Consider the following 14639-nt stretch of genomic DNA (forward strand, 5'->3'; position numbering starts at 1 on the left):
CAACCTTCGCCCCCTGTCATTTCATAGTATTCCACAAATCGTGAGTCTTCATAAACTTAGTACATGGCAGCTATATTAGACCTTTGACACGATGTCTCGTCCCACGACAATCCCTGTCGCTGAAGCTTGCATTAAACCACGGGTTATCCCTGCGCCATCCCCAATGGCATATAAGCGAGGAATCTCTGTTTCAAAGTTGGATTTTACTTTGACTTTTGAAGAATAAAACTTTGCCTCAACCCCGTAAAGTAAGGTATTCTTCGAATACATACCCGGTGCAATTTTGTCAAAGGCTTTAAGAGTTTCGATCAGAGATGTCAGATACCGCTCTGGTAAGACATAACTGAGATCTCCCGGAACTGCGGAGAGAAGCGTCGGTATGGTCGTTGATTGACGCAGTCGGCTTTCCGTTGTCCGTCTTCCCTGCAAAAGATCTCCCAGACGCTGAACCATCACACCACCGCCCGTTAACATGTTAGCGAGCCGGGCAATATAACGACCATATTCGATGGGCTGATTAAATGGCTCTGTGAAATGCGTTGAAACCAACAAAGCAAAATTTGTGTTCTTCGTCTTTTTCTCAGGATCAGCATAACTATGCCCATTCACCACAGCGATTCCGCCATCATAGTGCTCCTCAGAAACTACACCACCTGGGTTGACACAGAAACTTCGCGTTTTAAGATCATATGTGTCTGAATAATAAACCAACTTTGCTTCATAAAGATCCCGCGTTAGATGATCCATGATCGAGTTCGGAACTTCGACACGTACTCCGATGTCCACCTCATTGTTTTCAGTTGCCACGCCTAAACGTACGGTCTGCTCAGCGAGCCAATTCGCTCCCCCTCGACCAGGGGCTGCAACCACATAACGAGCAGCCACTTCATATAGTTCTTGTTCATCGCGACGTTGGATCGTTGCCCCTTTGATTCCTTCTGGGTTGGCAATAATATCTTTAACTTCAGCAAGTTCCCAAAAGGTGGTATTCGTTTTGTTCATAAGATGTTCATACATACCCTTTAAGACATCATAAGCCAGTTCTGTTCCCAAATGACGTACAGGACAATGAATCAGCTGAATATTGTGCCGTGACGCCTCGTATTGAATCTCTTCAACTCGACGGGTATCTAGACCATATACCGTTTCCTGTGCTCCGAATTTGCAATAAATAGAATCTGCGTAATTAACCAGATCTTGAGCTTGTTCTTCCTTCATATATTCCGTTAAACGGCCACCGACTGCAGGACTTAAGGACAGTTTCCCATCACTAAATGCTCCTGCACCTGACCAGCCTCTGGTAATAGCACAGGGATTGCATCCGGCGCAAACTCCTGTCGCACGAGCAGGGCACCTTCGTTTTTCAATGGTTCGTCCGCTATCTACAATAAGAATCTTCAAGTTTTTATCGTGTTTTGTCAACTCCAAGGCCGTGAAAATCCCGGCCGGACCGGCTCCAATAATTAAGACATCTACTTCATGTTTCAATTGTATCTCCTCCTAGAGCCGTTTACTTTTACCAATTCACCTAGGACCTTCTTCAGTCACAAACAATTTCATCTTAACAATCCTCTTCCTCCTTGTCAATCCAATAACCGAACATTAATTAAAAATATACATAAAACATTCGACTTTCCTTCTCTTTGTTTCGACAATAAAGTTTATAAAGAACATATATCTTGCAAAAAAGCCTAAGAAAACCAAAAATCCCCCAGCCTACGAATAGGCAAGGGGAAACCAATTAAGCCGTTTGATGTTGTCGATCCAGGTTCACAAATTTAGTAAATTCTTTAAGGAAGCCCAATTCAACAGTTCCTACCGGACCGTTGCGATGTTTGGCTATAATTAACTCGGCAATGCCTTTCTTCTCTGAATCCGGATTGTAATACTCATCCCGATAAATAAATGAAATCACATCCGCATCCGCTTCAATTGCCCCCGACTCTAACAAATCAGACATAATAGGCCGTTTATCCTGGCGTTGTTCAACTCCCCGATTGAGTTGGGATAAGGCGACGACCGGGATCCGGAGTTCACGAGCAAGCCCTTTAAGAGTTCTGGAAATTTGGGCCACCTCTTGCTGTCTGCTCTCTGTCTTTTTTCCCCACCGACAATAACTGCAGGTAGTCAATAATAACCATCCCAAGATTATGTTCCATCTTCAAACGGCGAGCCTTTGATCGAAGCTCAGCCAAAGAAATTCCCACCGTATCATCGATAAAAATCGGAGCATCCGAGAGGGGACCGACTGCCCGCGTCAGTTTCGGCCAATCTGCATCGAGCAATTCTCCGGTTCTCACACGCTGTTGATCAACCATTGCTTCCCCACAAAGCATCCGTTGCACCAATTGTTCTTTAGACATTTCCAAGCTGAAAATGGCAACAGGCACCTTGGCACGAACTGCCGCATTTTGAGCCATATTTAAAACCATAGCCGTTTTTCCCATAGAAGGCCGAGCAGCAATAATAATCAGATCAGAAGGCTGCCAGCCCGATGTCATCCGATCCAATTCTGTGAAAAAAGTGGGAACACCTGTCAGATTTCCTTTATGAGCATAGAGATACTCAATTTTTTCAAACGTTTCTAAGAGAACGTCCCGTATAAAGCTATAGCCATCTTGAACACGCCGTCGGGAAAGGTCCAAAATAAGCTTTTCAGCTTCTTCTAGCAGACCTCGTGCCTCTTCTCCGGGTTCATATCCCCGTTCCAGGATACTGCTTGTCGCCCGAATAAGCTGACGAAGGAGAGCCTTTTCTGTCACCAGTTTTGCATAATAATCAACATTAGCGGCTGAAGGGACAGAACGAGCGATCTCCGAGATCGTCGCGATTCCCCCCACTTGTTCTAGACGCCCCTGCTGACGCAAACTCTCCGCGACACTGACAAGATCAATTGGATCACCCTTTTCGAAGAGATCACGCAGCGCGGAAAAGATTAAACGGTGATTATCTCTATAAAAATCTTCCGGTTGAAGCATTTCAAAGACAGAACTACCGGCCTCCGGTTCGAGCATGACCGCTCCCAAGACCGCCTGTTCAGCCTCTAAATTATGTGGTGGAACTTTTAGTAGTTCCATATCCTCTCTCCTCCCGGTCATACATGCTCTCTAATATTTGCTGTTAAACTCTCACTGTTAAAAAACGTGCTGCATAGCCTCTTCAATCGTGCTGACTCCCACCACTTCTATACCCTGCAAGCTCTGAGGTACATCCGCCATATTTTCGAGTGGGATCAGAACCTTACGAACGTCAACCTGCTTGGCTCCAAAAATCTTTTCGTAAATACCGCCCACTGGTTTGACCTTACCCTGAATGGAAATCTCCCCGGTGACGGCAACATCTTGGCGTAATGGTTTATTTTTTAAGGCACTGTAAATAGCAAGTGTGGTTGCCAGCCCTGCCGAAGGACCGTCAATTTTTGCCCCACCGACCACATTTACATGTACATCGTAATTGCGCAAATCCTCACCTGTCAGATCGCGTATGACCGCAGTGGCATTGAATACAGCGTCTCTAGCCATACTTCCCGCTGTTTCATTAAACCGAACCGTTCCTTTGCCATCCCGTCCAGCAAAAATGATTGCCTCAATCTCCAACACAGAGCCCAAAAATCCTGCTACACCCAATCCCAAAATTCTCCCAATTTCCAAGCCAGGTTGAACCTTGCGAAAAACATACGGGGTAAGGCGAGCCAGGTGCAGGACTTCATAAACATCGGCACTCGTCACCCTAACTTCATCTTGATCCGGGTTACGATACCTTGCTAAACCGTAGGCATCCGTAAGGATACTATTCGCTTTCCGCCCCTCGATTACATAGTCACTGATAATTTCTGGGACATTGTCCTCCAGAGCCACCCCAAGTTTTTGAGCGGCTTGCCGTATGATATGCTGGACATCACCTGGTTCGAGCGGTTCAAAGTAGACTTCTGAACAGCGGGAACGTAGGGCCGGATTAAGTTCTGCCGGATCTCTTGTTGTAGCTCCAATGAGAACAAAATCAGCAGGTGCCCCCTCATCAAAGAGTTTCTTAATCCACAGAGGAACCTGGGGATTACCTTGATCATAATACGAAGAATCGAAGGATACCCGCCGATCTTCAAGTACCTTGAGCAATTTATTTAAAAGCAAGGGATCCATTTCTCCTATTTCATCAATGAACAGTATCCCGCCGTGAGCCTCGGTTACTAGCCCCATTTTGGGCTCTGGAATGCCTGTATCTGCTAAATCGTGCTTTGCCCCCTGGTAGATCGGATCATGAACAGATCCCAAAAGAGGATTGGTTACATCCCGAGGATCCCATCGTAACGTCGTTCCATCAACTTCGATAAAAGGAGCCTCTTTAGCAAAGGGAGAATGGGAATGGTTTTTCACCGCTTCCAAAGCGACCCGAGCTGCCGACGTCTTACCGACTCCCGGAGGACCATACATTAAAATGTGTTGGGGGTAAGGAGTCGCCAACTTGGCCAGAAGAGCTTGCAGAGCACTTTCTTGGCCTATGATTTCTGCTACGGTCTGTGGTCGCAGGACATTCGACGCCGAACGCTTTAGGGAAACGGTATTCATCTTTTCGAGGATGGCTAGCTTCTTGAGTGTTTGTGCATTTTCTGGTCCGGCTGTCTCTTGAAGGACCTGAATTTTTATTTCTTTGACGTAATCTTCATGCCGTTCCTGCATCTTTTCCGAAACGACACGTTCCAGCCGTTCTTCTACTGAACGCCGGGCAATAAGCTCTGCAATTTGTTCCTCTATTTCATCTAAAAGTTGCGGAATTTCCTTCATTTCCGGGATAAGCTGACTCGTTGGATCATCAGAGACAATTTTGCGTAATCCGGCAACGCGTTCGACGAGTAGATCCGAACGCATCAGCTTGAGCGCTTCCAATTTACTGGCCTTAAGAACAAGCTTGTCCGTTCCATAATAGTTTGAAAGCAGTACATAGAGAGCCTCAACTTCTCGGCTCCACTCTTCCTCATCGTGTAACCGATCAACAAGATTCGTATGATTTAACCATTTTGCCAAAATCCCTTTCATTAGGGGTCCCCTTTCACGAGATCAGTATCCGTTTCGATGTTCGATATGTTGCCTCTATAAGGCAGAAACATGTACTTGAAGCTTCGCATTCACTTCAGGGTGGACTTTAACATGAACCTCATAACTACCTAGGGCCTTAATTGGTTCTTTTAAATCCAATTTGCGTTTATCCACTTCAACTCCATGCTGCTTTTTTAAAGCAGCAGCAATTTCTTTACTTGTTACGGAGCCAAACAAGCGCCCGCCTTCGCCCGTCTTCGTCTTGACTTCAATCTGGAGGGCATTTAGTTTACCAGCTAATTCAAGAGCATCTTCTTTTTCTTTTACCTTGCGGCGATCTTCAACCGCTTTCTTATGGGAGATATCCTGAATATTTCCGGTAGTCGCTTCAATAGCTAACTTTTTAGGGAAAAGGAAGTTTCGGGCATACCCGTCAGCAACTTCATAGACCTGCCCCTTTTTACCCGTACCTTTAACATCTGCTTGAAGAATAACTTTCATGTGAATTCCCCCTTATGATTCTTCCGGTAGGCGTCGAAAATTAAATACTAAATCAAACAGCCCAAACATCATAATACTAACTAAACTGAAAAAGAAATAAACGAAACTCGTCAAGATTAACGTAAATTTGAGAACGCGAGGGATCTTCGGCGACTGTAACAAATACAGATACACTGAAATTCCTAACACTAAAGTCAAGGCACCGTAAACAACCATCAAGTTAATTCCAAGTCCACTAAGCACAGTCCAAGAAAATTGATCTCCTAAAAGATAGAAAACGATACCCAAAATTCCACCCCAAACTGCATACCAAGGCAAGCGCCAACGGGTGAACGGAATCCGTCCCTCATCTCTAAACCAGCGGCTCACACTATAAAAAACTAATCCGTACTCAGCTAAAGCGACGATCGCTGACAGTCCAGGTATAATTAAACCATAAAAGTGAATAAATTGTTGCAAGGAATCTCGGAGTTGCACTTCTGAAATTCCTTGTTGTTGTATCACTGCAAGCAATCCGGAAGCCTTATATTGCTGAACTGCCAAATTTATCATGTCACTAACGGTTTTAGAATCAAAACCTTGTGCAAGGAAGGACAGAGTCGGAATGGCCCCTAAAATTGCAGCAACCATTGCACTCCAAAAAAAGGTCACGCGCGCCTGCCAATTCCTCTGCCACCCAAAAACACCCAGTAAACCCGCCAGGGGAACTAGGGTCATCTGATTAAAAGCCGTTCCGCCCAAAACTATCAAGGGTGCGACATACCCAATCAACACCAGAACCGTGCTTACCAGTAATCCTCTGCGACGGCCGAACAAAAACAGAGCGAGTAACATGAGTATTTCCCAAACAGCACCCCATGTTCCCCAAGAGACTCCCACCCATGGAAAGGTTAAAAGGATAGCCCCAGCTAAATAGTTCATAGCCTCATCATCTCTTAAAAACATGATTGCCGATTCTCCTATTAACTTAGTCTTCAGGGGCCAGATAGCTCAAGAGTAAGCTTAGATCTCCCCACTGCTTTTCAAGATTCATCTCATCCGTATTTTTTAATCCCTCAAGACGCTGTAAAAGCAAGCGATCAAGGCGGGAAAAGTCAAAACCCAACCGTCTTGCAAGCAAGTAACTCATCCCCACAAGATCCGCCAGTCCTTGCATCATCTCCGCCTCTGAACCACTTAGTGTCCCATGTTGGATAAGCCACTGTGCCTGAATTAAATTGACCTTTAGTTCATCAATGGCCCTTAGACCTTTAACAACATCGACTTCGATATTTTCCAGGGTTGCCCCCTCCTAAAGTCAAACTTCACTACCCAATACAGTTCGTGATAAACCTACAATCTCCTGCACTCCGGTTGAATGAAAATATACCCATAGGCAAAAATAGAAAAAGGGAGCTCTCGCTCCCTCTTTTCTACTCAACACTATATGGTAACAAGGCAATACTACGAGCCCGTTTGATGGCCAAGGTCACTTGGCGCTGATGCATTGCACAGTTTCCGGAAATACGACGTGGCAATATCTTGCCGCGATCTGTAACATACTTGCGTACTTTATGTGTCTCTTTATAATCCATAGACACAACTTTATCAACACAAAAACTGCACACCCGTTTACGTGGGCGGCGTCCGCGTTCACGTTTCATACTGTTAACCCTCCCCTACTTAAAATGGGATATCATCATCCAGATTTACTTCATGTCCAAACGAGCTAGTTCCATTTGGCGAAGCTGATTCTGTGCCCCCACTGTCCCTTGGACTTAATAAGTGAACATTTTCAGCAATAACCTCTGTAACCCAGCGTTTTTGACCATCTTGTCCAGTATAAGTTCGAATCTGGATTCGTCCGTCTGCAGCAGCCATTTTTCCCTTTGCTAAATAATTAGCACAAAACTCAGCTAGCTGCCGATAGACTACACAGGGAATAAAATCTGTTTCTCGTTCTCCTTGGGCGTTTTTGAAATTACGATCAATTGCCAATGTAAAATTAGCGACTGCTACACCAGTTGGGGTGTAACGCAATTCGGGGTCTTTAGTTAAACGGCCAATCAAAACGACCCTATTCAACATGTGTGCCCCACCGTCCTTTAGTCATCTTTTCTAACTGTTAAGAAACGGATAACATCGTCGGAAATTTTCATGACCCGTTCGATTTCCTGCGATGTACGACCTTCACCTTCAAAGTTCATGAGGATGTATTGGCCTTCCTTATAATCTTGGATCTCATAAGCCAACCGACGTTTGCCCCACTTTTCCACAGTCACGTTATCGCCACCATTACTGGCTACGAGCCCGCTTAAACGGTCAACAAGTACAGTCGTTGCTTCCTCATCCAAATCTGGCCGGATGATGTAAAGTAATTCGTACGCTTTCATATTTGCACCTCCCCTCGGACTAAAGCGGCCCCGTTGAACGGAGCAGGGATATATAGACTACTAAGCAAAAATTATACCATTTTGTCCCCAGAAAAGCAATATCATTTGTCGGATTTTGTATCGCCTTGTGAACCGCTCGGTCTCATGAATTGTCTTAAACGTTAAACCGGAAGTGGACAATGTCTCCGTTCTGCATAACATACTCTTTGCCTTCTAATCGAACTAACCCTTTGTCCCGAGCACCATTCAATCCATTGTTCTCCACAAAATCTTTATAGGAAACCACCTCAGCGCGGATAAAACCGTGTTCAAAATCCGTATGAATGACCCCAGCCGCCCGAGGTGCCTTTGTCCCCTGATAAATGGTCCACGCCTTCACTTCCATTGGACCAGCTGTAAAAAACGTCATAAGACCTAGTAAATCAAAGGCTACCCTAATCAGTTGGTCTAGGCCGGACTCCTTGAGGCCTAGATCCTGTAAAAAGACTTCCTTCTCATCGTCCTCAAGTTCTGCAATCTCAGCTTCAATCTGAGCACAAACCACAACCGCTTCTGCACCCTCTTCAGACGCGATTGACATAACTTGTTGAACATAGGGATTGTCAGCGGCTGCGGAGAGACCCTCTTCACTGACATTGGCAACATAAAGCACTGGCTTTAAGGTCAGGAGCGGAAATCCCTTAAGGATTTCTCGTTCTTCATCTGTATAGGTCAAAGAACGAGCTCCTTTTCCCTGATTGAAGGCTTCCTTTAATCGTTCAATCAGGGAAACTTCGCCTTGTGCCTTTTTATCCCCCATCTTTAAAAGTTTGGCTGTGCGATCCGAACGTTTGTCCACACTCTCCATATCCGCTAGAATTAACTCCAAGTCGATTGTCTCAATATCCCGTTTTGGATTGACATTTCCTTCGACATGGATCACATTTTCATCGTCAAAGCAACGCACAACATGCACAATAGCATCGACTTCTCTAATGTGGGATAAGAATTTGTTCCCTAGGCCTTCTCCTTTGCTCGCACCCTTTACAAGTCCGGCAATATCCACAAATTCCACGGTTGCTGAAACAATCTTTTTAGGATGAACCATATCTGCTAGTATCTGCAAACGGGAATCCGGCACCTCTACCATTCCCACATTCGGATCAATCGTACAAAATGGGTAATTCGCTGCCTCAGCACCCACTTGAGTAATCGCATTAAACAACGTAGATTTGCCAACATTCGGCAAACCAACAATTCCTGCATGTAGTGTCATGCTTTGACCTCCTCTACTCTTTTTCTTCGGCCCGCTGAATAATCTCCTTCAAATTGCGTTCGAGTTTCACCCGCGGAATCCAAGCTTGATGTTGACAGCCTAAGCACTGAATCCGGAAGTCCATTCCCGTTCGCATCACTTTCCAGTCAACGCTTCCGCAAGGGTGTGGTTTGCGAAGACGAACAATATCCCCTATATTCAACGGAATCATAGGTTGCCTCCCTTACTATACTACAAAAGAGTTTTTAACGTACTTCGTCGTCTTTGGATGAACGCTTCAGGGGTTCTGTCACAATAATATTTTGTAGCTGTGGGGTACGAATTCCTTCTTTTATAAACTCCCTATGAATTCGGCGACGCAATTCTCGTTCCAAGCCCCACTGTTCATTGGGTTGAGTATAAGCAACAACACGCAAAACAGCATTGCGTTCTCCAAATTGGATAACTCCTTGGACGGAGGGAGCTTCAATAATTTTTTCCCCAAATTCCATGTTGACTTCCTCACAGACAGAATGCATGACGTCCATCGCGCGGTCAAGATCTTCATCATAAGGAATCTGAATATCGACTAAGGCTCGCATTTTCCCGCGGCTGAAGTTGGTTACAGCTGTAATACTGCCATTTGGAATAATGTGGAGTTCGCCGCCCCAATCCCTAAGGTGTGTGGCCCTGATCCCCATTTCTTCAACCGTGCCAGAAAATTCTCCAGCTTTTACATACTCTCCGACCGAGAACTGATCCTCAAAAAGAATAAAAAACCCACCAATGATGTCTTTAACCAAGCTTTGAGAACCAAAACCCAGGGCAACTCCCAGAACACTGGCCGATGCCAATATCGTACTGGTATCAAAATTAAAAAGGCGTTTCAGACCATGAACAACAACTGTAAAAGTAATCACGTAGAAGGCCATACTTCGAATGAGCGAAAACAACGTATTAGCTTTGCGTTCATCGAGAAGATGCCTCCCCTTGCGTTCTAATAACAAACGCCGCAAGAGATAAATGATGAGCGCGTAAGCAACACGTGCAACCACAAGGATAATAACAATATATAGTAACGTGTTTAAAACATACAATCCAACGCCGTGCCAATCAAAAGAAGCCAACTTATTTGGGATCCAATTCATAATAAACTGCGTCCTTTTCTGAAATAACGTTAATCATGATAAACCAAAAATGCATGATACCCTCGCATCATCATAATCAAATCTGCGACTGAGGAAATCTCCCAAGGAGCATGCATGCTTAAAATTCCCACACCACAATCCAAGACTTCCATTCCGTAGATAGCCATATACTGGGCGATTGTTCCGCCGCCACCTTGGTCAACTTTCCCTAATTCTGCGGTTTGCCACGTGACCTTGGCTTCATCGAGAATTTGGCGAACTTCTGAAATGAATTCTGGATTAGCATCGTTGGACCCCGATTTACCTCTAGAACCGGTATATTTGCTGATCACAAGCCCCCGACCCATGAAAGCCGAGTTTCGTTTATCCATAACCTCTGCATAATTAGGATCATACCCAGCTGCCACATCCGCCGAAAGTGCTTTTGCCCGAGCCATGGAGCGTCGAACCATTAGCCCGTCATACGTTCCGTTTTGCAAGGCCAGAAGCTCCGCAACGAAGTTCTCGAAATAGTGTGCTTTCATTCCCGTATTGGAGTCACTGCCGATCTCTTCTTTATCTACAAATAGTACAATCGTCGTCCACTCCGGTTGCTCAATTTCTTCAATCCCCTTCCAAGCAGCGAACGCACATACCCGGTCATCTTGCCCATACCCTGCAATAAAACTTCGGTCAAATCCCGCGTAGCGGGCCTTCCCCGATGGTACAGCCTCTAATTCCGCGCTCACGAAGTCGTCTTCTTCGATGCCATATTTATTCTTCAAAATACTAAGAACAGCACATTTAACAGGCTCTTCTCCATCTTCGTTGGCAGGATTATGTCCGAGGAGTAGGTTTAATCCTTCTCCTGAAATGCCCTCGCTTAATTTTTTTTCATATTGATCCTTAGCCAAATGGGGAAGCAGGTCATTAATGGTAAAAATAGGGTCATCCTCATCTTCCCCAACTACAATTTGAACCTTATGTCCGTCCCGTAGAACAACGACTCCATGGAGAGCGAGCGGAAGAGCCGTCCATTGGTATTTTTTAATTCCCCCATAATAATGAGTTTTAAAGAAAGCCATTCCCTCTTCTTCATATAGAGGGTTTTGTTTTATGTCTAGCCGAGGAGCATCAATGTGTGACGCGACCATTCGAAAACCATCGCATAAAGGGCGCTTACCGGCAATCGCCAAAATACCCGCTTTACCTCGTACTGACAGACGAACCTTTTGGCCTGGTTTAAAACTCTTTAGAGCATCAAGTGGCATAAACCCTACCTTTTCGGCCCAACCTTCTAGGATTTGCCAAGATTCCCGCTCAGTTTTCCCTTCACTTAGGAACGATAAATAGTCCGTCATCGCTTGATGTTCCTTATCCAACATCTTCAAATCATTCCAAGCCAATTTCACCTTTTTTGGACTCATTTCAAAAATCTCCTTTATAACCCAAACTATTGAACCGAGTTACACTATCCTTATTCTTAAGTTTTCTTCGTCTCCGTTTGATTTATGTGTTAATACCAAACTCCTTTACCCTGGGAGAGCGGTTCAAGCAGTTTTTGACTGAGTTGTGCGGAAAATGCCTGATCCAGACTATGAAAAATCTCCACCAAATAGGTGTAAAAGTATGAATTCTGAATGAGCACATTAAAACTTCCGCCGACACCTAATTGCAAGAAGGGGGAAAGCAAACCTGCCAAGACAGACAAACCAATTAGGGTACTTAGACCCCCGAACATGAGTCCACCCCCGCGATTAAAAGAACCATTCCATCTGCCTAGGGGGCGAAGAAGAATGGAGACCACTAAGTGAATTAATACAACCACTATGTAAAAAACGCAGCCAAAGGCGATTATACTCAAGATATGTTCTGTCAGCATCTCGGCTAAACGATGAGTGACTTGTTCAATGGTTTCTGGCATTTTTACACCTTGGAGGTTTTCAAAGATACTACGCCATTCTGGAGGCAGCGCTCCCAAAATACTCCCTAAAGCCTGTTGTTGCAATGTACCAGCTTTAGACTGAACAGAGGGAAGCAGGACTCGGTAGATTACAGGTTCTAACCATTCCTTAAGTGGAAAATATTGCTCAGCCCAACGGAGCGCGGCCATGTATTCCCACGTCGCTACTAAGAAAGCTACAATGCTACTCAAGAAACTGACAATGCTGGTTATAAAGCCTCTCTGGTAGCCATGTAAAGCTCCTAATAAAACAAATCCTAAAATGAGAACATCAATAAGATTCATGTAGTTCCCCCTTCCATACGATCTTTTACATCGGTTAAGACTCAATATTAGCTAAACCATAATATTCGGGTTAAGGCCCTAAAAATCCTGCAGATATAGAAAACTTGGCTAGCGCCAAGCCTCAGCGGCGGTTGCCTTAGTTGCACTTATGCCACCCGAGACTTATTCTGTCTGACCGGTATATAGAAAACTTGGCTGGCCAAGCCGCCTGTCTCCTCTATTCTTCTCCGTCTGGTAATATAAACGGCATAGGAGTCTAACACGTCAAAAAGACAGCCTTTCGCTGCCTTGGCACTAAACTAATATTGAAATTTACTTCAGATAAACTTTTGCCAACTTATCCAGTGTCCATAGTCGATATGTCCTATTGGACTTCGGACTGCGACTAAGTGGCGGGGATGCGTGCGAATCGAACACACCTCGGAACGTTCTGCGTCCCGACACGCGGATTTGAAGTCCGGGAGCAGCACCAGCTACCATCCATCCCCATCGTCGACAATAATATTAACACATTCATTCTCATTATGGAAGCAACCATTTCGAATAATAGTAATAGTTCTGGCTATATGCTTGCGGATTTATTATAGGTAAGTATATATTTGATATACTTGGGCAGAATAGTAATGTATCCATTTTGTATTATTTAGATATCAAGTATTAACGCAAGTGTATCAAGGTATTTAAAAAAGGGGGGTTTTATAAAATGAATAGTTCCGAGGTTTCATTCTCTTATTTAACCAACGACCAAATTGAAGAGGTCAAAGCATTAGAGACTAAATTTAATAACTCTCATCCCAATAGTCAAGAAACTATTTTGATTGCTTATGCTAATCCTAAATAAGGAGGATACTTCCGGCCATACATCAGAAATCAGGACTTTTTGTAGTGCCGGCAACTTCCAGCCAAATATTGCTGAACTTGAGGCTGAATGTCCTCAGTTTCCATATTAAGATGCATCAACCGAAACTTGGCTTGAATAATCCCTTTTACACACTCAAGTGTAAGGTCTGTTAAATGAGTACATCCTTGTTCAAGCCCAACTGCTGCTTGAATCTGCTTGCGAACATAACGGTTTAAGTTAACTCCTATCAGTTTTTTAATTTTTTCTTGGGTTTGCCCACAATCTGAATGAGGTGCTCGGCGGAATTCGCCCTCAGCTGAAGTAATTGTATTACTCTCGAGGTCAACTCCTAGGGTTAAACAAAGCTCGTGATGGCTGTCCAGAAAAAAACCATCCACCGTTATTGATTTTCCGTCTATTGAACGGATATTTACAGTAATCGATCGATTAAAAAGATACATTACTTACTCCATCTCCTTAGTTCGCTATCTTTTGTCGCTTTTTCACTTCTATTTCTATTATAAACCGTTTTGCATGGAAAGGAAGTCACTGGGTGAATACCCACCCAGTGACTTCCTTTCTAAATTTATTTTGTGCATAATGAACATTTATGTTTATTATATTTCCGCATAATTTCAGCCTGTTATTTTCTGATTCGGTAGCCTTTCTCCTCTAAAGCCGCTTTAGTCTCAGCTACTTGATCGCCTTGAAGGTGTGCAAGAATCTGGACTTGATTATCCCTTAGATGATAAAAAGCAAAACTGGTAACATTAACATCAAACTGCTTAATCGTCCCGGCAAGGTCTAACAAAACACCAGCTTCATCTTTTTTCTCTATGACCACACGTTGACCTGGACTGCGGGAACCCATAATATCCAAAAAGGCATCCAAAATATCGTAGCCCGTAATAATACCGACTAGTTTATCCCCGTCAAGGACAGGCAATCCTCCAATTTTATGTTCCCGCATTAATAGTGCCGCGTCCTCAATCTGCGTGTCCGGATGACAGGTCACAACTTTTTTCAACGCTACTTCACGAATGGGAGTTTTGGCTATGAGATAATTAAGTTCAAAAATACTCAATGTAGTTGCGGGAGAAGGAGAAACCTCGCGCAGATCTCCATCTGTCACAAATCCTACCAATTTCCCCTTGTCCACCACTGGCATTCGGTCGATCTTTTTCTCTCGCATGAGGGCCATTGTATCTGCAATTGATTCATCCGGAGTTACCGTAAAAACCTGAGATGTCATAAATTGCCGAACATACATACACCTTACCCCT

Annotated in this window: 16 protein-coding genes, 1 tRNA gene and 1 pseudogene; 1 reads left to right on the top strand and 17 read right to left on the bottom strand. The window is 44.3% G+C overall.

All coding sequences use genetic code 11. The features are described from left to right. Positions 1-75: 75 nt before the first annotated feature. The 15 genes and pseudogenes from DSOL_RS00865 to DSOL_RS27780 all read right to left on the bottom strand — a co-directional run bounded on the left by DSOL_RS00865 (position 76) and on the right by DSOL_RS27780 (position 13003). Entirely contained in the window at positions 76-1488 is a 1413-nt protein-coding gene (locus DSOL_RS00865; RefSeq protein ID WP_075363008.1) for an NAD(P)/FAD-dependent oxidoreductase, read from the bottom strand. 253 nt (positions 1489-1741) lie between these two features. Continuing rightward, positions 1742-3077: pseudogene (gene dnaB / locus DSOL_RS00870) on the bottom strand (replicative DNA helicase). A gap of 57 nt (positions 3078-3134) precedes the next feature. After that, positions 3135-5033 carry a Lon family ATP-dependent protease gene (lonC, locus tag DSOL_RS00875; protein ID WP_075363009.1) on the bottom strand — a complete coding sequence of 633 codons (1899 nt, stop codon included), beginning with the start codon at positions 5031-5033 and terminating at the stop codon, positions 3135-3137. Between the two features lie 54 nt (positions 5034-5087). Continuing rightward, positions 5088-5534 (bottom strand): 50S ribosomal protein L9, encoded by a 447-nt coding sequence (rplI, locus tag DSOL_RS00880; protein WP_075363010.1) that lies wholly within the window; start codon positions 5532-5534, stop codon positions 5088-5090. Between the two features lie 12 nt (positions 5535-5546). After that, entirely contained in the window at positions 5547-6479 is a 933-nt protein-coding gene (locus DSOL_RS00885) for a DUF2232 domain-containing protein (protein WP_075363011.1), read from the bottom strand. 22 nt (positions 6480-6501) lie between these two features. Continuing rightward, complete coding sequence (locus DSOL_RS00890; protein ID WP_075363012.1) at positions 6502-6804, bottom strand: MazG-like family protein; 303 nt, start codon at positions 6802-6804, stop codon at positions 6502-6504. Between the two features lie 142 nt (positions 6805-6946). Next, the gene (rpsR, locus tag DSOL_RS00895) at positions 6947-7177 is read right to left on the bottom strand and encodes a 30S ribosomal protein S18 (RefSeq protein WP_034141199.1); all 231 of its coding nucleotides are present in this window, start codon (positions 7175-7177) and stop codon (positions 6947-6949) included. 19 nt (positions 7178-7196) lie between these two features. After that, complete coding sequence (locus DSOL_RS00900; protein ID WP_075363013.1) at positions 7197-7601, bottom strand: single-stranded DNA-binding protein; 405 nt, start codon at positions 7599-7601, stop codon at positions 7197-7199. Positions 7602-7618: 17 nt separating this feature from the next. Beyond that, positions 7619-7906, bottom strand: coding sequence for a 30S ribosomal protein S6 (rpsF, locus tag DSOL_RS00905; RefSeq protein WP_075363014.1), 288 nt, complete (start codon positions 7904-7906; stop codon positions 7619-7621). Positions 7907-8060: 154 nt separating this feature from the next. Then, positions 8061-9161 (bottom strand): redox-regulated ATPase YchF, encoded by a 1101-nt coding sequence (gene ychF, locus DSOL_RS00910; protein ID WP_075363015.1) that lies wholly within the window; start codon positions 9159-9161, stop codon positions 8061-8063. Between the two features lie 13 nt (positions 9162-9174). Beyond that, the gene (locus tag DSOL_RS00915) at positions 9175-9372 is read right to left on the bottom strand and encodes a DUF951 domain-containing protein (RefSeq protein WP_075363016.1); all 198 of its coding nucleotides are present in this window, start codon (positions 9370-9372) and stop codon (positions 9175-9177) included. Positions 9373-9406: 34 nt separating this feature from the next. Continuing rightward, positions 9407-10288: a mechanosensitive ion channel family protein gene (locus tag DSOL_RS00920; RefSeq protein WP_075363017.1), complete on the bottom strand. Its 882-nt coding sequence runs from the start codon at positions 10286-10288 to the stop codon at positions 9407-9409. Positions 10289-10317: 29 nt separating this feature from the next. Then, entirely contained in the window at positions 10318-11694 is a 1377-nt protein-coding gene (locus DSOL_RS00925; RefSeq protein ID WP_075363018.1) for an aminopeptidase, read from the bottom strand. An 89-nt stretch (positions 11695-11783) separates the two neighbouring features. Beyond that, on the bottom strand, positions 11784-12515 hold the full coding sequence (locus DSOL_RS00930) for a CvpA family protein (protein ID WP_075363019.1): 732 nt from the start codon (positions 12513-12515) through the stop codon (positions 11784-11786). A 390-nt stretch (positions 12516-12905) separates the two neighbouring features. Continuing rightward, positions 12906-13003 (bottom strand) — tRNA-Sec (locus tag DSOL_RS27780). Between the two features lie 215 nt (positions 13004-13218). Here DSOL_RS27780 and DSOL_RS27785 point away from each other — a divergent pair. Then, complete coding sequence (locus DSOL_RS27785) at positions 13219-13356, top strand: hypothetical protein (protein WP_170871408.1); 138 nt, start codon at positions 13219-13221, stop codon at positions 13354-13356. 29 nt (positions 13357-13385) lie between these two features. On the opposite strand, the gene DSOL_RS00935 is transcribed toward DSOL_RS27785, so the two are convergent. Both DSOL_RS00935 and DSOL_RS00940 read right to left on the bottom strand, forming a co-directional pair. Then, complete coding sequence (locus tag DSOL_RS00935) at positions 13386-13817, bottom strand: DUF2889 domain-containing protein (protein WP_075363020.1); 432 nt, start codon at positions 13815-13817, stop codon at positions 13386-13388. A gap of 182 nt (positions 13818-13999) precedes the next feature. Further along, positions 14000-14626: a CBS domain-containing protein gene (locus DSOL_RS00940; protein WP_170871409.1), complete on the bottom strand. Its 627-nt coding sequence runs from the start codon at positions 14624-14626 to the stop codon at positions 14000-14002. Positions 14627-14639: the final 13 nt, after the last annotated feature.

It is taken from the genome of Desulfosporosinus metallidurans, assembly GCF_001936615.1.
Lineage (GTDB): Bacteria > Bacillota > Desulfitobacteriia > Desulfitobacteriales > Desulfitobacteriaceae > Desulfosporosinus > Desulfosporosinus metallidurans.